The following is a 23903-nucleotide window of genomic DNA, read 5'->3' on the forward strand; positions in this document are numbered from 1 at the left end:
GTAAGTAGCAGACAAGCCAGAATAAGCGGAAGTCTGCCGACACGGTATCGGCGGAGAACGTGATTTTTCTTTTCTCATATCGTTACCGCCTTATGATTTCTTCATTTTACGGCGTTTGCAGAAGAAGATACCTGCCAGTCCAGCACCAGAAGTTAGTAATAATGCAAGCAGTCCGTAAAGGTTCGTGTTATCGCCCGTTTTTGGACTGTCTGTTTTATGCGGTGTATCTGGTGTCTGTGGTGTTTTGGGTTTCTCTGGTTCTTCTGGGACTTCGGGTTTTTCCTTAAAGGTAATCGTCTGTCCCTCGTTGTCAATGTCTTTATGCTCGGTAACTTTCTTCGGCTCGTCTGGATTGCTTAAATCGTACAATTCTTCAAAAGTTACAAGCTGTTTGCCGTCAAGAGAAGTAGCGTCAAAGGTAAAGGCAACTTCCGCTTTCATAGTTTCGCTGTCTGCGGTAAAGGTGTAATCACTTTCCACACGTTTTCCATTGATAAGAAGCTCTGCATTTTCTTCTTTCAACATCTGCCAGCCTACAAGTTTGTACTGTGTGCCGACTTCTAAGCCCTCTAAGGTTATGGTATCAATGATTGTTACCTCTTTTCCAGCTTCAAGCTCTTTGTTGCCGTCCTTATCGGTAGCAGTCGTATGAATTTTGATGATACGCTCTGTGATAAGTACCGTCTGTCCGTCGTCCTCAATGTCTTTATGTTCCGCAACTTTTACGGGTTCTTCTGGATTGCTCAAATCGTATAATTCCTCGAATGTTACCAGATTTTTACCGCCAAGCTCGGACGCATTGAATGTATAAGTAATTTCCACTTTCATAGCTTCATCATCAGCGATAAAGGTATAGTCATTTTCTACACGCTTTCCATTGATAAGAAGCTCGGTGTTTTCTTCCTTTAACATCTGCCAGCCTTTGAGCTGATATTTTGTGCCTTTTGTAAGTCCGTCTAATTTGACGGTATCAACGATTGTTACCTCTTTTCCTGCAAGGATTGTCTTTTCGCCGTCCTTACTGGTCGCTGTGGTATGGATAGAGATTTCTTTTTCGTATTCATCAGTCAAAGTACCTAAATCAATCACAAGGTTATTTCTTGATACCACGATTTCAAAAGGTGGGATAAGCTCAAAGCCTTTGTTACTATCGCAACGCATTTCTTCAATGATGTAGGTATCATAAGGCAACGCCCCTTTGCTGTCGTCTGGTTTAGAAGTTCCAAACCATACACCGTCCTCGCTGGTCTTTCCTGCGTTGGTATTATGCTTATGAGAAGCCCAGTCAGAAGAAGTGGAGAATTGCCCGTTATCATCAGTTACCACAACATGACTTTCGCCCGTTGTCTTGCTTGTGATCCTAAAGGGAACATCAGCAAGACGCTTGTGTGTGCCTGCTCCGATTTTTACGCCCTCAATATCTCCACGCTTAATCTGATTGTAGATAGAATGGGCTTCGTCGGTTAAATCAACGATTTTTCCATTCTCTGTGATTGCAAAATCAATCGGTTTTGCACCGTCTGTCAAATATCCGTTTGGAGCTTCACTCTCAACGATACGGAATTTTCCATAAGGTAAAAGGTCAGCAGACGTAGAAGCGACACCCTCAATGTCTGTATGGATTGTCTTTACCACTTCATTTTTCTTGTATAGCTTGCCCTCAACCAGTACCGCATTATCATTTAAGGAAATGATGTCAAAGGCAGTATCTTTCAAAGTGGCACTTCCTTGTGGTTTTGTATCGCCCGTTTCTAAATCTCGTTTCTGAATTTTCACACCGCCACGGATAACCTTGTCTGATACAGAAAACTGGTTACTTCCAGTCAATACGGCAAGGTCGCCGTCCTCGGTAATCTGTGTTACATATAAGCCCTTAATCTGTTCGGACTTATCGCCAGCCTGCATATATGCACCGTCCAGCAAGTAACCGTTTGGAGCTTTTGTTTCTTCTACGGTTAGTGTTCCAAGTGGAAGAACGGCTTTGCCGTCCTGCATATAGAAACTGTCGCCAGATACCTTGTATGCGTCCGCTAATTTTGTAACATAGTGGATTGTACCGTCGCTGTCTGTTTCGGCGATTGTCTTTGTAACCCATGTTCTTGTAGCTTCGGCAGGGAGATTGTCTTTATTGTAGAAGCCAGTATAATACTTCCATGTAAATTCCGCACCTGCTAAAGAAGCGTTCCCCTGCGGATTGTCTTTCTGTGTTTCCATATCAATCTTGAAGAGTTCAATCAAAGTGTCTGTTACCTTTGGTGTATCTGATACGTTCAAGGTCGCTGTCTTTCCAGCTTCAACCTTTAAGGAATATATATTTGTATCAACCTTATATCCTGCTGGTGCGGATAATTCCTTGATATAGACTGTGTCAGCCGTTACCTCTACGACATCTGTATTTCCGTTTTCATCAGTCGTAAGGGTGGCAAGCTGTTTCGTGCAGTCCTTATCAGCAAAGACACCGTATGTCGCACCAGCGATAGAGTAATTCCCGTTACCGTCTGTAATGCTGGTATTACTGGAAGTCTTTTGAAGTTTCGCATTTCCAACATTGAGTTTCGCCCAGAATTGTCCCAATTCCTGCCCCTCGCCAGAGTAGATATAACCGCCACATTCATAGCGTCCTTTATTCTCTTTGACAAAGGCTTTTGCACCAGCGAAAACTTCGTCCTGCGTTGCCTTTGGAATTTCATCATAAGAAGCTCGCACGTTATCGCATTGCCAGCCAAGATGTACGCTTAATCTCTGCCAGACAACAAGCTGTCTTAAAAGGTAGGCGTGGTTTTTGCTTATTCCGTTGTGGCTGTCTGTGTACTGTTTTACATATTCGATAGATAAGGCAACGTCGCTTATCTGGTCGGCACTCATACGGGTGCTTGCGTCAGCTCTGGTCTTGTAGCCATTCTTAAAGTCTGTGTTAATGTCGATACAGTAAGCGTCCTCGCCCTCAACGGTCAAATGTCCCTCATTAAAGGTAGAACCAATCGAACCGTCATTCATTACTTTTTCAACGATACCGACACGCTCTTTTGACTCCGTCCAGTATTGCTTACTTTCTGCATGAACGGGTGTAGTCGGCAAAGCAGTAACGACAGTTGCAAGAGCTAAGAAGCCCGTACACAATCGTTTTAACATCTTTTTCATAAATCTAATGCTCCTTTCATTTTTGGTAATAAAATAACCGTCCATAATGAACGGCTGAAAATAGAAAAGGAACGTCATTTTAGGCGTTCCATAGTCTATGAGTTATTCAATTTTTCTTGTTTCAATACTGATGTGCTGTACCATATCTTTGCATATCTAGGAAAACTTGCGTATCAAGGCTCATTCAATGGTAGTAAATAAGTAGTAAATTGATGTGTTTGTTTCCTTGAAAATGCTGATAGATACTGTGTTTTAGCGGATAATCAGATTTTTATTGTGTTTTTTTGATAAGAAAGTGAACAGCTTTTATTTGTCGCATTACAGAAAAGGAAACAGCAGCTTTCTATGGAAGAAAAGAAACAAATTGAACAAGTGATAAGCGCACTTCAACGGGAAGAAACGTAAAATTATCTTATCAAAGAGCCAGACGCATAAGACGCAGGGCCGACAATTTGTGATTGCTCACAAAATTGTCGGCCTTTGTTTTTTGAAGGTAAAGAGAAAACTTCAAACCGCCGTTTTCCTTTTTGAAAAATTGGATTACGGAGGGTGTATTAAAGTCGCCCTTTTTTAAGGATACGGCGGTATCTGGGAGGTATCGTCGTGTCCGTTTTTATTTACTGTAATCCGCCTAATAGCTTGCGGTCAAAAAAAGCCTTTATTCACCGTCGGGACTTTTCGCCTATGAGTATGAACTGTCAGTTCATTTAGTATGTCTTAATAACTCATATTACCCAAATGCTCATGCCGCCTTTGCTGCATGGGCGTTTGCTGTAATGGCCCCCTACCGGGAAGAAAGGGGGTGAGTTATGATGACAGAAATGGAAAAATACAGAGTGCATATCGAATATACCTTTAACGCCTTTTGTAAAATTTTCCTTTACCATGCGTCCATCAATATCTGCCGGAAATTGCGGAAGAAACAACAGTATGAAGTATCTCTTGACTACCTTGAAGAAATCCATTTTGAGCCGGAGTATACCGAGGAAGCCCATACCGCCTTTCTCTTTCGTGGTACAGAAATATCCATAGAAAACGAGCAGTTGGCCTGTGCCCTTTTGAAGCTGCCGGAGAAGCGGCGGGAAATCCTATTTTTAAGGTTCTTTCTTGGTTATAGCGATATGGAAATCGGCAAGATGTATGGGCGTTGCAGGACAACAATCTTTCGTAGACGGAAGGCGGCGTTGCGACTGTTGCGAAAAGAAATGGAGGCACCAAAAAATGAAGAATGAAAGACACAATTTACTGCCCTATGAAGTCATTGAAAAGGCCGTTGCCGGAGAGCCGGAAGCGGTAAACACAGTATTGCAGCATTACGCAGGCTACATCAAATATCTGTCCTGCTTTCAAGGCCGCATCAACGACGAGATACAGGAGCAGCTAAAATCTGACCTGCTTGCAGCCCTGTTTCGGTTCCGGTTTGACAGGTAACAAGTAGCAAAGATAGGAAAATCCGTCAAGGATAAACGTTGCGCTTCGCGCCCTTGACGGATTTTCCTGTCTTTGCTGTTCGGCAATCAAGCGGGCGCAAACGGATAAACCGCTTGCGCCCGCTGTTATTATGGTATCCGCTACACTTGGTATTAGCAGCGTGGGCATTTAGGGCAATAAAAAGCCTGTATTCATGCGGCTTGCAGAATGTAGAAATGAAGTGGGCAATGTAATATCTCTCGGAGGCGGCAAAACAATGTTCTATCGTTCCACAGGATATGAAAAACGGGCAAGAAGCTGCCTAACCTCTTGCCCGTTTTCTGTTGCAACCTGTTTGCCAGACGTTTAGTTAGTCTGCTTCTCAATACGTCCTTATCGGTAGTGGCCTTTAGGGCTTTCCCGCCTTGATTACCTCTCAGCAAGGAGGGCCGAGTCTTTGTCTACAGATCCCACACCTTTAAGCCGGTGGCTGGGTCGTCCGCGCGGCCGATCCTGCCGTCCAACCGCCGGAGGAAAATTTCCGCCGTGGCGCTGATGATGGCTTCGCTTAAGTGCCCGCCCCAGGCGCGGCCTTCACGGTCGCCAAAAACTGCGTGCAGGTGCAGGTAGGGCTCCCCCGCACAGGCGGTGACGCTGCCGGTCAGCGACGCGATCTCCAGCGGGCCCTCCAGCCGGTTGGGACAAAACTGCTTTGCCGCGAGGTCGTAGATCCCCACCACCGCGGAGGAGGCCGCACCCAGTCCCGACACCGAGGCAAGGGTGATCTGTTCCCGCCCGCACAGGCTCAGGATCGACGCGATTACCTCCTCGCCCGGCTCCAGCCGCAGCGCATAGGTATCGCCCAATACGCGGTATTTCATCCGTTCTCACTCCTTTTTGTTCGGGCTTACAGCAGCCCCAGGCATTTCATCATGTAAAGGCCGCCCAGCAGGGTGAACAGCGAAAACGCCGTGGAGACGAACACCATCTGCCCGGCGAGCTCGCCATCCGGCCCCATGCTGCTGGCCATGATAAAGCTGGAAATAGACATCGGTGCGGACACCAGAATGAAGATGGCGCCCAGCTCCGCTGCGGAGAAGCAACCCAGCGCGACCGCCAGCGCCAGAACCGCAGCCGGGAAAAGGATCAGCTTGATGACCACGGCCACCGCGATGGGCAGCCTGTTGCGGCGCATACTGGGGAACCGGATCTGCGCGCCCAACAGGATCAGGCCGAAGGCCGATGCGACGCCGCCGATATCCGAGATGGTGTCGGTGACCACCTCCGGCAGCGGGATACGGAACAGGGCGAACGGCACCGCCACCAGCGTGCCCACCACCAACGGATTTTTGAGAATTTTGAGCAGGATCTCACCCCAATGGATTTTGTGGTCGCGCTCATCGGCAGAAAAAATCGACAACACTGCCACCCCGAGGATATTGTAAAGCGGGATGCTGTAGGCCATCACCAGAGAGGTGGGGCCCATGCCCGCTGCGCCGTACATGTTGGCGGCAAGCGGCAGGCCCAGCAAGATGACATTGCCCCGAAACGCGCCCTGGATGACAATGCCGCACTGGCTGCGGTCGGGAAAAAAGCGGGGCATGATGAGCGAAAGCAGCAGCACTGCGGCCACATGGGTGACCACCACGAACAGCACCAGCCGGAGGTTGAACACAGCGGTGAAATCGGAACCGTAGAGGTTCATGAACAGCGAGCAGGGCAGCATCACATAGAAGAGGATGTGGGTGCCCACCTCGATGAAGTTGTCGTTGGTGATCCCCCGCACCCGCAACAGGTAGCCCAACCCCACCATAGCAAAGATTGGAAAGATGATCTTTGCGCAGAGGATAAAATTCTCCATGCCCTCGCCCCGTTTCCCCGCGTGAATTGTTTCTTTTATTTTACGCCCCCTCGCCGCGCGCGTCAATATGACAAAAAGCGGGACGGATCGCACTGATCCGCCCCGCTCTGGTCGATCGCCATTATTCCTGGCCGACGACTTCCTTGTATACTTTGATGTACTCGTTCGCCGAACGGCCCCAGCTGAAGTCGCACTCCAGCGCATGTTTGACCATCTGCTCCCATTCGGGCTTGTAATCGAACTTCGCCTTGCAGCGCTCGATCGCGCCGAGCATGTCGTGCGCATTGTAGGACTTGAAGGTGAAGCCGTTGCCGTCCTCCCCGCCAAAATCGCGGATGGAATCGCGCAGGCCGCCGGTTTCGCGCACGATCGGGATCGCGCCGTAACGCAGGGCGATCATCTGCGACAGGCCGCATGGCTCGCTCTTGCTCGGCATCAGGAAGGCATCCGCACCGGCGTACACCTGGCGGGAGACGCTGGGGATGAACCCGATCTTGACCGCCAGCTTATCCGGATGGCGCGCCTGCATCTCGGTGAAGAAATTCTCGTACAGGTAGTCGCCCGATCCGAGCACCGCCACCTGCACATCCAGCCGCAGGAGGTCCTCCAGGATATATTTGATGAGGTCGAGGCCCTTGTGCGCCACCAGGCGCGAGACGATGCCGATGAGCATGGCGTTCTCGTTGACCGGCAGGCCGAACTCCTTCTGGAGCGCCTCCTTATTGGGCTTTTTCAGTTCCGGCTCCTGGGCCGAATAGTTCTGGAAGATCACCTGGTCGGTGGCCGGATCGTAGTTCTTGGTGTCGATACCGTTGAGGATACCCCGCAAACGGTGGCTCTTGTTGCGCAGCACCGGGTCCAGCCCGTGCGAATACCACGGGTCGAGGATTTCCTCCGCGTAAGTGGGGCTGACGGTGGTGACCATATCCGACTGGACGATTGCGCCCTTCATGTAGTTGACACAGCCGTCACATTCCACAACTGTGGAGGCATACTGTGGAATTCCCAGCAGGTCGCTGACGATCTCCATGCCGTATTTGCCCTGGTACTGGATATTATGGATGGTGAACACCGTCTTGATGCGCCGGAATTTGGGGATGTTGCGGTAGAACAGGTTGAGGTAGACCGGCACCAGGGCGGTCTGCCAATCGTTGCAGTGGATGATCTCCGGCTCAAAGTCGATGTAGTTGACCATCTCCAAAATCGCCTTGGCGAAAAACGCGAACCGCTCGCCATCGTCGTAGAAGCCGTAGATGCCCCGGCGCTTAAAATAATACTCGTTGTCGAGGAAGTAATAGATGACGCCATCCACCGTGCATTCAAACACACCGCAGTACTGGCGGCGCCAGGCCAACGCCACGGTAAAATTGGTGACATATTTGAGCTTGGAACGCATCTCGGGCGAGATGTCGCCGTACAGCGGCATCACCACGCGACATGCATGCATCCGGGTGCGGATCGCCTTGGGCAGGCTGCCCGCCACATCCGCCAGTCCCCCGGAAGCGATGAAGGGAAGCGCTTCACTGGCTGCATACAGAATCTTCATACTGTTACCACCCCTGCTTTCTGAAAAATATCGGCGGCCCGCGGTCGGGCGGGTCCGCGCCCCCGAGGGGGCTTCTGGGTCCTAAAGCATATCGAAGGAAACGCCGCTGTTACACGGTGCTGCCCTTGGTGATGTAAACCGGGTAGGTGTTGTAGCCCATGAGGCTGCGCCCCGCGCGCACCGTCACATCCTTGTCGATAATCACACATTCCAGGTTGGAATTTTCGCCGACATCGCATCCCTGCATGATGATGGAATTTTTGATCTTTGCGCCCTTACCCACCTTCACACCGCGGAACAGGATGGAGTTTTCGACCTCGCCCTCGATCACACAGCCGTCGGCCACCAGGCTGTTGGCGCACACGGCGTTGAGGCCGTATTTCGCGGGCGCTTCGTCGCGCACCTTGGTATAGACCGGCTTGTTGTCCGGGAACAGCTCGTCGATCACCTCGAGGTTGAGCAGATCCATATTGGCTTTATAATAGGACTTCATGCTGTTGATCTTGACCGCATAGCCGCCGTATTCATAGCCGCGGATATCGAGCGTTGCGTGCTGTGCAATCAGCACGTCGCGCTTGAAGCTCTTCTTGTTGCGGGCCACCCCTTCGGCGATGATGCGCTCCAAGCGGCTCTTTTCAATCACAGCGATATCCAGGTAGCAGCAGTGCTCGCCGTCCGATTCCGGGCTGCTGAGCACGTCGTTCACCCGGCCGTTTTCATCGAAGCAGAGCACGGTGGTATCGCTCGAGCGGTTGAGCTTGCTGCGCTCGCGTTTATAGACCAGGGTGAGATCCGCGCCGCTTTCGCGGTGCTGCGCCAATACCTTGGAGAGATCGATGTTGCAGATCACGTCGCAGTCGGCCATCACCACATACCGCGCCTTGCTGCGCTTGATATAGTTCTGGATGCCGGCCAGCGCATCCAAACGGCCCTGGTAGATGCCGGAATTGGCGCTGGAAAACGGCGGCAGGATGCAGAGTCCGCCGCGCTTGCGCGCCAGGTCCCAGTCGCGGCCGCTGCCCAGATGATCCATCAGGCTCTGGTAGTTGCTTTTGGTGATCACGCCGATATCCTCGATGCCGGAGTTGACCATATTGGAAAGGGTGAAGTCGATCAGGCGATACCTCCCGCCGAACGGGACCGAAGCCATGGTGCGGTTGTGCGTGATCTCGCCCATATATTCGTCGTGCATATTGGAAAATACAATGCCCAATACCTTTGTCTCTTTCATCGCTTCATCCCTCCCTTCAAACGTCTGTATCAATCATGGATTTTGGCGCGATGGACGCGCCGCAACTGATCTTGACCTTGCTGCCGATGACTGTAACGCCCCATTTGTCCTTGTCCTCGCACTCCTCGGGGCGCATCCCTACCCGCGCACCCTCGCCGATCACCGCATTTTCCGCCACGATAGAGTACTCCACCACAGCGCCGCGCTTGACCACAGCGCCCGGCATGATGATGCTGTCGCGCACCACCGCGCCGTCCTCGACGCGCGCGCCCGCGAACAGCACCGAGAAATCCACGGTGCCCGCGATGAAGCAGCCCTCGGTCACGATCGAATTCTCGACCAATGCGCCCTGCGCGACATAGTGCGGCGGTTTCACCGGGTTGCGGGAGTAGACCTTCCAGGACGGGTCGTAGAGGTCGAGCGGCACCTTGGGATTGAGCAGATCCATGTTGGCCTCCCAAAGGCTGTCGATTGTGCCGACATCCTTCCAATATCCCTCAAAGTTGTGGGTGAACATCCGCTCGCCCGCCTCCAGCATGGCCGGGAGCACGTCGTGGCCAAAATCCTTGGAGGAGTTCGGATTCTGTTCATCCAGTTCGAGGTAATGGCGGAGCTTCGACCAGGTAAAGATGTAGATCCCCATCGACGCGAGGTTGCTCTTGGGGTGGGCCGGCTTCTCTTCAAACTCGTAGATGCTGCCGTCCGGGTTGGTGTTCATAATGCCGAACCGGGAGGCCTCCTCCATCTCCACCTGCAGGGCGGCGATGGTGCAGGCGGCATCGTTGTCCCTGTGTGTCTTGAGCATCTCGGAGTAATCCATCTTGTAGATGTGGTCGCCCGAGAGGATCAGCACATAATCCGGGTCGTAGCGGTCGATGAATTTGATGTTCTGATAGATCGCATTCGCCGTGCCCTTGTACCAGTCCGAGCCGGAACTCTTTTGATAGGGGGGAAGCACGAACACACCGCCGTTGAGGCGGTCGAGGTCCCAGGGCTGCCCGCTGCCGATGTACTCATTGAGCTCCAACGGCTGGTACTGGGTGAGCACGCCCACCGTATCAATGCCGGAGTTCACGCAGTTGGACAAGGGAAAATCGATGATGCGGTACTTCCCGCCGAAGGGAACCGCTGGTTTTGCCTGATTTTTTGTCAAGGTGTAGAGCCTGCTGCCCTGCCCGCCAGCCAGCAGCATGGCCACACATTCCTTTTTGCGCGTCATAAACTCTCTCTCCCATTTTGAACTGTTTGGTTTCCCGGGCTTGGGGGCGCTCCGGAGCCCGCCATGGTACGAATTCTATTATTTTGCCTCGCTATCGGGCTTGCTATCAGGCTTTCCGGATTTTCCCGCGGCCTCCGTCCCTTCCGGCTCCACTTTGGGGGCCGCTTTTTTGCGGGGCTTACGCGCGGGTTTTTCCGCTGTTTTCGGTGCGGTCTCGGCTGCGGCCGTCTCCGGCGCGGCCTTTTTCCTCACCGGGGCCTTGCGCGGCTTGGCCGCAGGTTTGGGCGCCTCCGCCTCCAAAACAGCCTCTGCCTTGACCGCCTTCGCCGCGGCGGCATCCTCCGTTTTGGGCTTAGCGGGGCGGTCGCGCTTGGCGGGCGCTTTCTTTTCGGGCTTCTCTTCGGCCGTTTCGGCGTTCTTCTTGGCCGGCTTCACGGCGGCTTTGCCCTTCTTCTTGGTGTGTTTTCTGCGTCCGGGTACCGCCTTAAAGAACAGGCAGGAGAGCGGCGGCACCTGGAATTCAATCGACTGCTCAAAGCCGTGCATCTCGATATCCTCGACCGGCACCGGTTCGTTCAGCCTACCCTCGCCACCGAACGCCACATCGTCGGTATTCAGCACTTCCTGGTATTTGGCCGCGTCTGGAACGCCGATGCGGTAAGCCGTGCGGCCCACCGGGCAGAAGTTGCACAGCACCACAACCTCGTTGCCCTTCTCGTCGATCCGGCGGAAGCTGACGATGTTCTGGGCGTGGTCGTCGTGCGAAATCCACTGGAAGCCGTCCCAACTGTCCTCCACCTGCCACATGCAGGGATTGTCGAGGTAGAAATGGTTGATCGTCCGGACAAAATCGTGCATCTTGCGGTGCTTTTCAAAATCGAACAGGTTCCAATCCAGCTCGGTCTGGTAGTTCCACTCGTTGAACTGGGCGAATTCCTGGCCCATGAACAGCAGCTTTTTGCCCGGATGCGCCATCATATAGCCGAGGAACGCGCGCATCCCCGCGAACTTCTGATCGTATTCGCCCGGCATCTTGTTGATGAGCGAGCACTTGCCGTACACCACCTCGTCGTGTGAGATGGGCAGGATAAAGTTCTCAGAGAATGCATAGAACATGCTGAAGGTGAGCTTGTCGTGGTTGTAGGCGCGGTAGATCGGGTCGAGCGAGGTGTAGGCCAGCATATCGTTCATCCAGCCCATGTTCCATTTGAAGTTGAAGCCCAGGCCTCCCACCATCGGGGGCTTGGTCACCAGCGGCCAAGAGGTGGATTCCTCCGCAATCATCAGCGCCGACGGGTGCTCAGTGAGCACCGCTGTGTTGAGCTTCTGCAAAAATGCCACGGCCTCCAGGTTCTCCTTGCCGCCGTTGACGTTGGGGGTCCACTGCCACTGTTCCCGCCCGTAATCGAGATAGAGCATGGACGCCACCGCGTCCACGCGGATACCGTCCATGTGGTACTGCTCCACCCAAAACATCGCGGACGAAATCAGGAAGGAGAGCACCTCGTTGCGCCCGTAGTCGAAAATGCGGGTGCCCCACTGCTCATGCTCGCGCTTCTGCGGGTCGGAGTATTCGTAGCAATATCCCCCGTCGTATTCATACAGCCCGTAGGCATCCTTGGGAAAATGCCCGGGTACCCAGTCCATGATGACGCCCAGGTCCGCCTGGTGGCACTGGTCGATGAAGTACATCAGATCCTGCGGGGTGCCATAGCGGGAGGTCGGCGCGAAATAGCCGGTGACCTGATACCCCCATGAGCCGTCGAACGGGTATTCGGTGATGGGCATGATCTCCAGGTGGGTGTAGCCCATATCCTTGGCGTAGGGGATGAGCTCCTCAGCCATCTTGCGGTAGTCGAATTGGGCGCCATCCTCATAGGTGCGCCAGGAACCCAGATGGACCTCGTAGATGTTCATCGGACTGTGGTAGATGTTGAGCCCCTGCTTTTTGGCGTACCAGGCATCGTCGCCCCAGCTGTAACCGGAGATATCCACAAACTTGGATGCAGTACCCGGCCGCGTCTCGGCGTGGAAAGCATAGGGATCGGCCTTATAGATCTCTCTGCCGTCCGCGGCGGTGATACAATATTTATAGTTGTCGTAAACCTTGACCCCCGGAACAAATACTTCCCACACGCCGTTGTCGCTGATGCGCTGCATGGGGTTTGCTTCCGGCTTCCAATCGTTGAAATCGCCTGTTACCGAAACCGCCCTGGCGTTGGGCGCCCAGGTGCGGAAAATCGCCCCGGTGCTTCTCCCCTGTTTATGCGGATGCGCCCCCAAATATTCATAAGTCTTATAGTTCGTCCCTTGATGAAACAGGTACAGCGGCAGGTTCTCTTTTTTTACTGTTTTGGCCATTGGAAACATACCTCCTTTGAAAACTTGGCCACTGTCGAAGGACATCTCCGCCCGAATTGGAACGAAGGTTTTCCCCCTCCGATGGTTTCTACACCAATCATAGCATCAAACCGGCCTCTTTTCAAGTATTAATTGTATAACACTTGTAAAACCGGCCTTGCAACCGATTGGTAATTTAGTTTAATTGCACAAATATGTTAATTTTTTCTGAACGGATTGTTGGATTTTTCTTCCATTTTTCGCATAAAATCTAGTATAACAAGTTTGATCGGTCGAAAAGGAGCGAACCAGCCGCGCGAAAAAACGTGTTTTTGCACAAAATATGTATATTATTATTGTGAATTATATTGGAAAAATTCTCCTCACACATTTTCCTTTTAACAACCCTTACAAGCATTTTTCCTATATACTATCTATATTTGCTATATTCATCTCGGGATATCCCCCTGTCAGCCCCAAAACAAACAAAATTTTTAGCCTATCTCAGCGAAAAAGGCCCGGCCGTGGTATCCCCCACAGCCGGGTCTTCGTTTTAAAGCCAAACCATATCGCGGCCGATGTCGGAGAGCCGGTTGGCGCCCGCCATCGCCATCGTTTCGGCGAGCTCGCCGCCCACCTTTTCCGCATAGAGCACGGCGCCCGCTGCGCCGCCGCCGTACACCGCTGTGACGAACGGCCGGCCGATCAGCGCCGCGTCCGCGCCGAGGGCCAGCACCTTGAACACATCCAGTCCAGTGCGGATACCCCCGTCGATAAAAATTTTCATGCGACCCTGCACCGCCTGCGCGATTTCGGGCAACACCTCCACGGTGGCCGGCGTCTGGTCGAGCACCCGTCCGCCGTGGTTGGACACCACGATGCCGTAGGCCCCAGCTTCCAGCGCCTTGAGCGCGCCCCGCACCGTCATGATCCCCTTGACCACGACCGGCAGCCGGGTGGAGGCCACCACCTCGCCCAGCTCGGTCACCGTCTTGGGCGACACCGGGGTGGGCACATTTTTGAGCAGCGCCAGACCCGAGGCGTCCACATCGGTTGCTACAGCAATTGCGCCCGCCGCCTCGGCCATGCGGATTTTCTCCTTCATCAACCCCACATCCCACGGCTTCACCGTGGGGATGCCGACGCCGCCCGCGTTCCTGATCGATTCGAGCGCGCCGCCGTACACCTGTGGGTCGATGCCGTCGCCGGTGAACGCCGCAATCCCTGCGGAGCAGCAGCCCTCCACCAGCTCGGCGTTATAGCTCAGGTCGTCGTGCAGGTGGCCGTAATGCAGCTTCATCGCGCCGATCGGGGCGGCGAACACCGGATAGCGGAAGGTGCGGCCAAACAGCTCCACCGAAGTATCGGTGGGCTCGCCGTCATACAAGGTATCGAGGTTGATCTTGATCTCCTGCAATTTTTCAAAGTTGCGGCGGAACACGCCTCCAGTCCCCTTGCCGCCCGGCCCCGGGATCTTATTTTTGCATGCCGCACCGTTGCATTCCGGGCAGGCCAGGCAGTAGCCGTCCATATTTTTTCTCGCTTGTTCCAACAGTTCCGTGTAGGTCATTTCGTCACATCCAATTCCCATACTTTTATTTTCATTGTACTATGCCGCCCGGCATCTTTCAACCAGAATTCGCCCGCAAGTCACTTTCCCCGGCTTTCGCGCCGTTCTCCCGACTTGCGCAGGGCCGCCCTCCATGTTATACTAATACGGTAGGGGTGCCGGTTGGCCCGGTCTTCCCCGTTGTGCGTGAGAAAGCGCGCCTTTAGAGTCTATTGTGGAGGATTGCATATGAAAATGTCCACCAAAGGGCGCTACGGACTGCGCCTGATGCTCGATCTCGCGATGAACAGCGGCAGCCGCCCGGTTGCACTCAAGGATGTCGCCGCCCGGCAGGAGATCAGCGAGAAATATCTGGAACAGATCATCATCCGGCTTTCGCGCGCGGGTCTGGTGCGCGGAACCCGGGGTGCGCGCGGCGGCTATGTGCTGGCCCGCGACCCACAGGAGATCACAGTGGGGGATATTCTTCGTGCGGTGGAGGGCAGCCTCTCCCCGGTGGATTGTGCGGATTGCGCGGGCGGCCCGGTCTGTGACCGCGCGGATAGCTGTATGACCATCGATTTGTGGCGGGAAATGCGGCAGGCGTTGGAGGATGTGGTGGACAATCGCACCCTCGCCGATCTGATCGCTCAGCGTCCACAGGCAAAAAATGAGACATAAAACTTCGTGTACCTGTGTTCACCACGAAATTTTGCATAGAGAAAGCGCCGGATGAAAAGTTCCATCCGGCGCTTTACTTTGTCTTTAAGCGTTTTCGCGGTACAGCGCGAGCAGCAGGTCGACCATCCGGCCGTAACTCTGCACCCCATCATGCTGGTCGTTCGCCTTTAAATAGGCGTCGTTGACACTGTTGGACACCGTGCTGATCACCGTGTCGTCAAACTGCCGCCAATAGGCGGAGTCCACCGTCAAATCCAGCCGCACCCCTTCGCTGTAGCTCTGAATCAATTCACGGTACCGGTCCTGATCCACCCGGTAAAGTTGATTGCCCGCATATACCAGCGCCAGCATGGTGCCGCTGTAGCGAAACTCGACGCTGTCCGAGCACATGCAGGCGAGGTATGCAATAAAGTTTGCCTCGTCCTCCCGCATGAACCCCCTCAGATGGGAGAGCTCATGGCACATGGTCGCGGGGATGGTGTACTCAGTACAGGCCACGTTTACATTGGCTTCCATTGTGAATGGGCAGTAGACCCCTGTCAGCTGGGTGCGCGACATAAACCCGGAAAACAGCACCCGCTTCACCGGGGGATAGTACCCCTCCAGCACAGGATACTGGGCGGCCAATGTCTTCATGGCGCTGCGTGCCTGATCGGAAACTGCGCGATATCCCTCGTGGAACACCGCCGGAGTGCCATCCTCGCCCAGGTTTGTAATCTGTGCGCGCAGCTCGTTGGCCTCCTGGGCGAGGTCGCAGCACAGGGCGGCGAGCTCGTCCGCTGTGGAAGGACGGATTTCCAACCCACTGTAGCGGCTGAACGGAGAGCGGTAATAGTTGACCCCGCACAACAGGGTAAATACAAAATAACCCGCGCTCGCCAGGCAGAGCAGACGGAAACCCACCCATCCGGCGAAGGCTGCGCGATATCCTTTCCTTCGGATGAGCCCGCGCACAAACCACACGATCACGCCAACCGTCAACAGGACCAGGGCGATGATTCCAAACTCCAACAGGGAGAATGGCAGTAGGCCGGTCACCCGGCTCAACCCGTTGGAAACCCAGCGGTAAACGCCCAGTGCAAACACCTGTTCGGCAAGTTCAGGGGTATTTTTAGCAAGCCACGACATCAGCAGCGCTACTGGGAACAGCACCAATAGCCAGCTGATCGGGGGAATTTTCCGGCGCGGGGGCTTCCGCTGTTCAACACAAACACCCGCTGCCGCCGTCCCGCTTAGGGCGGCGCTTCTCTCCCGCCCCCTCATAGCAACACGATGGTCACGCCATGGTTTTGGCGGTTGTAGTCGATATCCCGCGCCATCTGCGGACAGCGCTCAACGATCAGCCGTGCAGAAGCGTCGAATGGTGAAAAGTCCTCCCCCTTTACATACGCCTTGATCTGCCCCGCAGACCGCTTTTGCTGGAGTACCCGCTGCACATCCGCCTTGATGGCCCCTCCCGTTCCGCTGCTGCCGTATCCGTGAATCACCTTTGCCACGGTATAGCCCGCGGACTTTGCATTGCGCAAACTCTGATTGAGCCGGGCGCGCGCCACGTCCACCGTGGGGCGGCCGCTTTCGATGTTGATAATTTGACATCCTGCCATTGCCGAACACCTGCCCTTTTGGAATCAAAATTGCCATTCTAGGACTGCGATACCATGAACACAAAGCATAAAGGCATTCATTGCGCCTATCAGCCGGAGCGCTGGAAAGGCGCAAATGGCCTGCGCATCACCGGTATTATGGTAGCTTTGCAGTCATTATACCATAAAGCGGACTAGAATGTTATGGCAATTAATTTCCAATTTGCGGAATGGATGGACGGCCAAATTTTTCACGTTTCAACAAAATTCATTTCAATACAACAAGTATTTGTTTTGTTCTGCATTACGTTTCGTTGTTTTATTTTTCTCCGCTCAGTTCCTGGATGCAAGACTTGCAGATCATCTTCTCTTTGATGGGGCTCAGTTCCTGATCCGATCCGCAGATAACGCACCGCTCGCTCTTCTTGTGAAGCGTCACCTGGCCGTGCTCCAAATGAATTTCCAGAGGCTCTCTGTCCTGGAGGCCGATTTCCTCTCGCAGCTCACGTGGCAGCACAATTCTACCTAATTCGTCTACTTTTCTAGTCCAACATTTTCCCGTCATTGGGGCCCAACTCCCTTCTGTATGTTTAAAAGCCTCGTCACTCGCAACGTTTTTCTCTCCGGCACCTCCGCTCAATGCAGGTACAGGGCGGGCGGAAACAAAACGCGTTTCTTGGTTTTTCGCAGAGCGGCCAGGTCTGCGAATCGACAGAAATTGTAAAACATTTACATAATATCCCACAATCCAAAGATTGTCAATTCAGTTTTTGGTTTGTTTTCCAAAATGTTACTTTTTTGTGTAAATTCATTTACTTATTTGGTTATTTGAGTCGATGATTATACTATTTGTTTATATTTTTGCCTTTTTGTCCTTTTTTGACGGACGAAAACCATAGGATTGTTTGCGAGCATCCTGCGATATCCCCAAGGGCTCTTTTCGGCCTTGATGCCGGGGTAGGCAACTGTAGGTACTGTAAAGTGTTGGGCTGCGGGCTATTTCGCCCTGTTTTTCAATTTTGCCGAGCTTATCTGTCCACCGTGAATGGACATTCGCCAAAAATCGCCCCGCATGTTACACAAAAAGAGCGCGACACCTCAAATCCCAGGATTTGGACATCGCGCTCTTTTTCACTTTAGCTGTTCACATCAGAGCACTGCGACCCCGATACTGTAAGCCTTTGATTACGCCTTGGGATATTTGATCGCAGCCTGTGCAGCGGCGAGGCGAGCGATGGGAACACGGAAGGGGGAGCAGGACACATAGTTGAGGCCCACTCTGTGGCAGAACTCGACCGATGTCGGGTCGCCGCCGTGCTCGCCGCAGATGCCCAGGTGGATGTCGGGACGGGTCTTGCGGCCCAGCTCGGCAGCCATCTCAACCAGCTTGCCCACGCCCTTCTGGTCGAGGTGCGCAAACGGGTCGGACTCGTAAATCTTGTTGGCGTAGTAGTAATCCAAGAATTTGCCCGCGTCGTCGCGGCTGAAGCCGAAGGTCATCTGGGTGAGGTCGTTGGTGCCGAAGGAGAAGAACTCGGCCTCTTTCGCGATCTCGTCGGCGGTCAGGGCCGCTCTCGGGATCTCGATCATGGTGCCGACTTCGTACTTCATGTCGATGCCGGCCTCTTCGATCAGCTTATCGGCGGTGGCAACCACGACATCCTTGACGAACTTCAGCTCTTTGACCTCGCCAACCAGCGGGATCATGATGAGCGGAGTGACCTTGAAGCTGCTGCGTTTGGTCACATTGATGGCCGCAGTGATGACAGCGGTGGTCTGCATCTCGGCGATCTCCGGGTAGGAGACAGCCAGACGGCAGCCGCGGTGGCCCATCATCGGGTTGAACTCGTGCAGACCCTCGATGACCGATTTCAATTTCTCTACCGTGACGCCGAGCTCGCCGGCGATCTCCGCGATGTCCTCCTCCTTGGTGGGCAGGAACTCATGCAGCGGCGGATCGAGGAAGCGGATGGTGACCGGTTTGCCCTCCATCGCCTCGTACAGGCCCTCGAAGTCGCCCTGCTGATAGGGCAGGATCTTGGCCAGCGCCTTCTTGCGGTCCTCGACATTGTCCGCAACGATCATCTCGCGCATCGCTTTGATGCGGGTCTCTTCAAAAAACATGTGCTCGGTGCGGCACAGGCCAATGCCCTCAGCGCCGAACTCGCGGCCCTGCTTCGCATCGCGCGGGGTGTCCGCATTGGTGAACACCTGCAGCTTGCGCTCCTTATCCGCCCAGCCCATGAAGCGGCCGAAGTCGCCGGAGATGGTAGCGGCGGCGGTGGGGATCGCCTCGCCGTAGATGTTGCCGGTGGAGCCGTCGATGGAGATGTAGTCGCCCTCGTTGAAGGTCTGTCCGCCCAGGGTGAATACTTTCTTCTCCTCGTCGATATCAATTTCGCCGCAGCCGGACACGCAACAGGTGCCCATGCCGCGCGCGACAACCGCCGCGTGGGAGGTCATGCCGCCGCGAACGGTCAGGATGCCCTGCGCGACCGCCATACCCTCGATATCCTCGGGGGAGGTTTCACGGCGAACCAGGACGACCTTCTCGCCCTTCTCGGCCCACTCTTTGGCATCCTCAGCGGTGAAGACGACCTTGCCGCAGGCAGCGCCCGGGGAAGCGGCGAGGCCCTTGCCGATGACCTTGGCGGCCTTCATCTTGGCGGCGTCAAACTGGGGATGCAGCAGGGAGTCGAGCTGCTTGGGCTCGACGCGCAGAACGGCGGTCTTCTCGTCGATCATGCCCTCATCCACCAGGTCGACCGCGATTTTCAGCGCGGCGGCCGCGGTGCGCTTACCATTTCTGGTCTGCAGCATGAACAGCTTGCCGTTCTCGATGGTGAACTCCATATCCTGCATATCCTTGTAGTGTTTCTCCAGACGGTCGGCGATCGCCGCGAACTGGTCGTACACCTCGGGCATATCCTCTTTCAGGTGGCTGATGGGGGAGGGGGTGCGCACGCCGGCGACCACGTCCTCGCCCTGCGCGTTGATCAGATACTCGCCGAACAGCGCCTTCTCGCCGGTGGCGGGGTTGCGGGTGAACGCAACGCCGGTGCCCGAACGGTCACCCGAGTTGCCGAACACCATCTGCTGCACATTGACGGCGGTGCCCCAGTCGTAGGGGATCTCGTTCATGCGGCGGTAGACGTTCGCGCGGGGGTTATCCCAGGAACGGAACACGGCCTTGACCGCTTCCATCAGCTGGATCTTCGGGTCGCTGGGGAAATCCTCGCCCTTTTTCTCTTTGTAGAACGCTTTGAAGCGGACGACCAGATCCTTCATATCGTCGGCATCCAGCTCGATGTCCTCTTTGACGCCCTTCTCGGCCTTCTTCGCGTCGATGATCTTCTCGAACTCCGGTTTCGGGAGCTCCATCACGACGTCGGAGAACATCTGGATAAAACGGCGGTAGGAGTCGTAAGCAAAGCGGGGGTTGTTGGTGAATTTGGCAAAGCCCTCCACCACCTCGTCGTTGAGGCCGAGGTTGAGGATGGTATCCATCATGCCGGGCATGGAAGCACGCGCGCCCGAACGGACCGAAACGAGCAGCGGGTTGTTGGGATCGGCGAACTTTTTGCCGCAGATCTCTTCCATCTTGCCCAGGTACTCATAGATTTCGGCCTGAATCTCATCGTTGATCTTTCTGCCGTCCTCGTAATACTTGGTGCAGGCCTCGGTGGACACGGTAAAGCCCTGCGGAACCGGCATGCCGAGGTTGGTCATCTCGGCCAGGTTCGCACCTTTACCGCCGAGGAGCTCTCTCATCGAGCCGTTACCCTCGGAGAACAGGTAAACGTATTTTTTGCCCATTGTAATCTACCTCCTGAATTTTGTGGATCTTACACGGAACCATCTATGAAAAATTTTATCCCCTGCCGCCCTGCGGGCGCGGGTTAAAATCTTTTTCCGTACAAAACGTTACACCTACCGGGAAGTAGGCGTATAAATAGTATACCAAATCAAGGCTATTTTTTCCACAATAAGTTTGAAAAAATTTGCAAATTCATAGATTTCAACAATATTGTTTCCGATCCGGGCGAAACACTTGAAAATACTAATAAAAATTGCAATAATAGATGTGTAACCGCATAAGTATAGATTGACGTTTTTTCACCGGTTCATACCAGACAGCGGCGAAAACATGCATTTTTTGGCGATCCAGGCGCCGCGGCGCCGCTTATTTTTTGTAACAGCGAGGTGGCTATTTTGCAGAAGGTATGTGCAGTGGTCCTGTGCGCGGGCGACGGCAAGCGGATGAAATCGAGCCGTCCCAAGGTGATGTGCGAGGTCCTCTTCAAGCCGATGATCCACTGGATCACCGATGCCCTGCGCGAGGCCGGCATCGACGACCTGTGCCTGGTGTGCTCCGACCGGTCAGACGAGGTGCAGAAGGCGGTGCCCGGGGTGGAAATTGCAATCCAGTACGAGCGGCGCGGCACCGGCCACGCGGTGATGCAGGCGCGCGACTACCTGACCCGCCGCAGGGGCGGCGACTGCGTGGTGCTGTGCGGCGACGCGCCCTTTTTAAGCGCAGAGGTGATCGAGCGCTCTTACCGCCACCATAAGGAGGGCGGCAACGCGATGACCGTGATTACCGCGGAGCTGGCCGACCCGTTCGGCTACGGCCGAATTGTCCGCGATTCGCGCACAGGATTGGTGCGCGGCATCGTGGAGCAGGCGGACACCGACAGCGCCACCGCGCCCATCCGCGAGGTGAATTCGGGGGCGTACTGGTTCCAGATCGACTACCTGCTGGACGCGCTCGGGGCGCTGACCACAGACAACCGCCAGGGGGAATACTACCTGACCGACACGGTGACCTACGGCGCGCGGCGCGGCCTGCCGGTGGGCGGCTTTCAGGCCGACCCGGACGTCATTTTGGGTGCGAACGACCGCGCGGGGCTTCTGCGCCTCAACGAGGTGGCGCGCGCCCGCACCTTGCAGGCGGCGCTGCAAAACGGCGTGGAGGTGCTGGTGAGCGACGGGGTGATCATCGGCGCGGACGTGACGGTCGGGCCGGACACCCGCATCCTGCCCGGCACCATCCTGCGCGGGCGGGTGACGATCGGTTCGGGCTGCACCATCGGGCCCAATACCCTGATCGAAAACAGCACGGTGGGCGACAACACCACTGTCAACGCCTGCCAGGTGTTCGATTCCGAGATCGGCAGTTCCGTGCGCCTGGGGCCCTTCAGCTACGTGCGGCCGGGCTGCAAAATTAAAGACAACGCCAAGATCGGCGACTTTGTGGAGCTCAAAAACACGGTGATCGGGGAGCGCACCTCGGTGGCGCACCTCTCCTATCTCGGGGACGCCGAGCTCGGGCAGCGCATCAACATGGGGGGCGGCATCATCATCTGCAACTACGATGGCAAGCACAAATACCGCACGGTGATCGAGGACGACGCCTTTGTGGGCTGCAACACCAACCTGGTGGCCCCGGTGACGGTAGAGGCGGGCGCCTATGTGGCGGCCGGCTCCACCATCACCGAGACGGTGCCGGCGGGCTCCCTCTCGATTGCGCGCGCGCGCCAGGTCAACAAGGAGGGCTGGCGCGGGGACCCGCGCGGCGGCTCCAGGGAATAAACCGCACCGGGCGCACCGCGCGGTGCATCCGGTATCTTTTGACGTAGGGAGAGCGAACGGATGAATCTTCACGGCAAGGACATCAAAATTTTTACCGGCAACGCCAATCCGGGCGTGGCCGAATCGATCGCAAAATGCCTGGGGCTGCCGCTGGGGAGGTGCGACGTGGGCACCTTCTCGGACGGCGAAATCTCGGTGGCAATCCACGAATCGGTGCGCGGCTCGGACGTGTTCGTGGTGCAGTCCACCTGCCACCCGGTCAACAACAACCTGATGGAACTGCTCATCATGATCGACGCGCTCAAACGCGCTTCGGCCGGGCGCATCACGGCGGTGATACCCTACTACGGCTACGCGCGGCAGGACCGCAAGGCCCGCTCGCGCGACCCGATCACCGCGAAGCTGGTGGCGGACATGATCGCCGCGGCCGGTGCGGACCGCGTGCTCACCATGGACCTGCACGCGCCCCAAATCCAGGGGTTTTTCAACATCCCGGTGGATCATCTGCGCGGCGTTCCCCTGTTGGCCCCCTACTATGTGGAAAAGTACAAAGACCGCAAGGATGAGATCGTGGTGGTTTCACCCGATCTCGGCTCGGTGGGGCGCGCCCGACAGTTCGCTGAAAAGCTGGAAGCGCCGCTCGCCATCATCGATAAACGGCGGCCCAAGGCAAATGTCTGCGAGGTGATGAACATCATCGGCGACGTGAAGGACAAGATCGCCATCATCGTGGACGACCTGATCGACACCGCCGGCACCTTATGCAACGGCGCGCAGGCGGTGCTGGAGCTGGGCGGCGCGCGGCGCGTCTACGCCTGCGCCACCCACGGGGTGCTCTCGGGCCCGGCGCTGGCCCGCATCGAAAAGAGCTGCATCAGGCGTCTCGCCATCCTCGACACAATTCCCCTGCCCGAATCCAAAAAAAGTGATAAGATTGTGGTGCTGCCGGTCGGCCCGGTGTTTGCTGAGGCGATCGAGCGCATCTACGCGGACAAGCCGATCTCGTCGCTTTTTATTTGATACAATCGAAACTGAAAACGCTGCAAACAGGTGGGGCGGATTGCCGTCCCACCCTTTCGGCCTGTTTACCGGAGGAACGATATGATCGACATTTTCGCACAACTGGAAAAACTCAAAAAAAAGCCCGCCGGCGCCGCCCCCACCGGCCCGGTGGAATTCCTGGTGGTGGGGCTGGGCAACCCGGGCGGCAAATATGAGATCACCCGGCACAACGCGGGCTTTCTCGCCGTGGACCGCTGCGCTGAGAAACTCGGCGTCAAGATCGACCGCATCAAGTTCAAAAGCCTGTGCGGCGAGGCGATGATCGCCGGGCGCCGGGTGCTCTTTCTCAAGCCGTCCACCTTTATGAACAATTCGGGCGAGGCGGTGCGGGACGCTGCCCAATTCCACAAGGTGCCCAGCGACCGCATCCTCGTCATCTACGACGATATCTCGCTGGACGTGGGCGGGGTGCGCATCCGCCGCAAGGGCTCGGACGGCGGCCACAACGGCATCAAGAGCATCCTCTACCTGCTCGGCCGCGACGATTTCCCCCGCATCAAGATCGGCGTGGGCAAAAAGCCGCACCCCGACTACGACCTGGCCGACTGGGTGCTCAGCCGTTTCACCTCCAAGGATTTGGAGGTCTTAAATCCCGTATTTGACAATACGCTGGATATGGTGACCAAGATCGTCTCCGGCCAGATCGACCAAGCCATGAACCTCTACAACCACAACTGATTTTTCCCGC

The 23903-nt window shown here is 55.3% G+C and carries 18 protein-coding genes; 6 read left to right on the forward strand and 12 right to left on the reverse strand.

The annotated features are described in order from the left end of the window. Window positions 1-90: 90 nt before the first annotated feature. On the reverse strand, window positions 91-3141 hold the full coding sequence (locus H8711_RS10345; RefSeq protein WP_003060618.1) for an SrtB-anchored collagen-binding adhesin: 3051 nt from the start codon (window positions 3139-3141) through the stop codon (window positions 91-93). An 809-nt stretch (window positions 3142-3950) separates the two neighbouring features. Here H8711_RS10345 and H8711_RS10350 point away from each other — a divergent pair. Both H8711_RS10350 and H8711_RS10355 read left to right on the forward strand, forming a co-directional pair. Beyond that, the gene (locus H8711_RS10350) at window positions 3951-4373 is read left to right on the forward strand and encodes an RNA polymerase sigma factor (protein WP_343274537.1); all 423 of its coding nucleotides are present in this window, start codon (window positions 3951-3953) and stop codon (window positions 4371-4373) included. Then, window positions 4363-4572: a helix-turn-helix domain-containing protein gene (locus H8711_RS10355; RefSeq protein WP_249283370.1), complete on the forward strand. Its 210-nt coding sequence runs from the start codon at window positions 4363-4365 to the stop codon at window positions 4570-4572. Before H8711_RS10350 ends, H8711_RS10355 begins: the two co-directional genes overlap by 11 nt. Window positions 4573-5012: 440 nt before the next feature. Here the strand turns inward: H8711_RS10355 and H8711_RS10360 are convergent, their stop codons facing one another. From H8711_RS10360 to H8711_RS10390, 7 genes are all read right to left on the reverse strand, one after another. Beyond that, on the reverse strand, window positions 5013-5432 hold the full coding sequence (locus H8711_RS10360; RefSeq protein ID WP_249283371.1) for a PPC domain-containing DNA-binding protein: 420 nt from the start codon (window positions 5430-5432) through the stop codon (window positions 5013-5015). A 26-nt stretch (window positions 5433-5458) separates the two neighbouring features. Continuing rightward, window positions 5459-6412, reverse strand: a complete 954-nt coding sequence (locus H8711_RS10365; RefSeq protein ID WP_249283372.1) for an AEC family transporter — start codon at window positions 6410-6412, stop codon at window positions 5459-5461. 121 nt (window positions 6413-6533) lie between these two features. Beyond that, window positions 6534-7958: a glycogen synthase GlgA gene (glgA, locus tag H8711_RS10370; RefSeq protein ID WP_249283373.1), complete on the reverse strand. Its 1425-nt coding sequence runs from the start codon at window positions 7956-7958 to the stop codon at window positions 6534-6536. A gap of 109 nt (window positions 7959-8067) precedes the next feature. Then, the gene (gene glgD / locus H8711_RS10375; RefSeq protein WP_249283374.1) at window positions 8068-9189 is read right to left on the reverse strand and encodes a glucose-1-phosphate adenylyltransferase subunit GlgD; all 1122 of its coding nucleotides are present in this window, start codon (window positions 9187-9189) and stop codon (window positions 8068-8070) included. 16 nt (window positions 9190-9205) lie between these two features. After that, a complete protein-coding gene (locus H8711_RS10380) occupies window positions 9206-10408 on the reverse strand; it encodes a glucose-1-phosphate adenylyltransferase (protein ID WP_249283375.1) in 1203 nt (400 codons plus the stop codon). Between the two features lie 78 nt (window positions 10409-10486). Further along, window positions 10487-12769, reverse strand: coding sequence for a 1,4-alpha-glucan branching protein GlgB (gene glgB, locus H8711_RS10385; protein WP_249283376.1), 2283 nt, complete (start codon window positions 12767-12769; stop codon window positions 10487-10489). A 532-nt stretch (window positions 12770-13301) separates the two neighbouring features. Continuing rightward, window positions 13302-14318 carry an alpha-hydroxy-acid oxidizing protein gene (locus H8711_RS10390; protein ID WP_249283377.1) on the reverse strand — a complete coding sequence of 339 codons (1017 nt, stop codon included), beginning with the start codon at window positions 14316-14318 and terminating at the stop codon, window positions 13302-13304. Between the two features lie 228 nt (window positions 14319-14546). Between H8711_RS10390 and H8711_RS10395 the strand changes: the two genes are divergently transcribed. After that, window positions 14547-14978 carry an RrF2 family transcriptional regulator gene (locus H8711_RS10395; protein ID WP_249283378.1) on the forward strand — a complete coding sequence of 144 codons (432 nt, stop codon included), beginning with the start codon at window positions 14547-14549 and terminating at the stop codon, window positions 14976-14978. Between the two features lie 84 nt (window positions 14979-15062). Here the strand turns inward: H8711_RS10395 and H8711_RS10400 are convergent, their stop codons facing one another. The 4 genes from H8711_RS10400 to ppdK form a co-directional block, all read right to left on the reverse strand. Next, window positions 15063-16130: a DUF3810 family protein gene (locus H8711_RS10400; protein WP_249283379.1), complete on the reverse strand. Its 1068-nt coding sequence runs from the start codon at window positions 16128-16130 to the stop codon at window positions 15063-15065. 107 nt (window positions 16131-16237) lie between these two features. Continuing rightward, window positions 16238-16582 (reverse strand): Smr/MutS family protein, encoded by a 345-nt coding sequence (locus tag H8711_RS10405; protein ID WP_249283380.1) that lies wholly within the window; start codon window positions 16580-16582, stop codon window positions 16238-16240. Between the two features lie 298 nt (window positions 16583-16880). After that, window positions 16881-17126: an AbrB/MazE/SpoVT family DNA-binding domain-containing protein gene (locus tag H8711_RS10410; protein WP_249283381.1), complete on the reverse strand. Its 246-nt coding sequence runs from the start codon at window positions 17124-17126 to the stop codon at window positions 16881-16883. A 620-nt stretch (window positions 17127-17746) separates the two neighbouring features. Then, window positions 17747-20377 (reverse strand): pyruvate, phosphate dikinase, encoded by a 2631-nt coding sequence (gene ppdK, locus H8711_RS10415; RefSeq protein WP_249283382.1) that lies wholly within the window; start codon window positions 20375-20377, stop codon window positions 17747-17749. 396 nt (window positions 20378-20773) lie between these two features. Between ppdK and glmU the strand changes: the two genes are divergently transcribed. The 3 genes from glmU to pth all read left to right on the forward strand — a co-directional run bounded on the left by glmU (window position 20774) and on the right by pth (window position 23893). Continuing rightward, window positions 20774-22153, forward strand: coding sequence for a bifunctional UDP-N-acetylglucosamine diphosphorylase/glucosamine-1-phosphate N-acetyltransferase GlmU (gene glmU / locus H8711_RS10420; RefSeq protein WP_249283383.1), 1380 nt, complete (start codon window positions 20774-20776; stop codon window positions 22151-22153). A gap of 60 nt (window positions 22154-22213) precedes the next feature. Beyond that, a complete protein-coding gene (locus tag H8711_RS10425) occupies window positions 22214-23173 on the forward strand; it encodes a ribose-phosphate pyrophosphokinase (RefSeq protein WP_249283384.1) in 960 nt (319 codons plus the stop codon). A gap of 81 nt (window positions 23174-23254) precedes the next feature. Continuing rightward, entirely contained in the window at window positions 23255-23893 is a 639-nt protein-coding gene (pth, locus tag H8711_RS10430) for an aminoacyl-tRNA hydrolase (RefSeq protein ID WP_249283385.1), read from the forward strand. Window positions 23894-23903 lie beyond the last annotated feature (10 nt).

Origin of the sequence: Ligaoa zhengdingensis (assembly GCF_014384885.1) — a bacterium.
Classification (GTDB): Bacteria; Bacillota; Clostridia; order Oscillospirales; family Ruminococcaceae; genus Ligaoa; species Ligaoa zhengdingensis.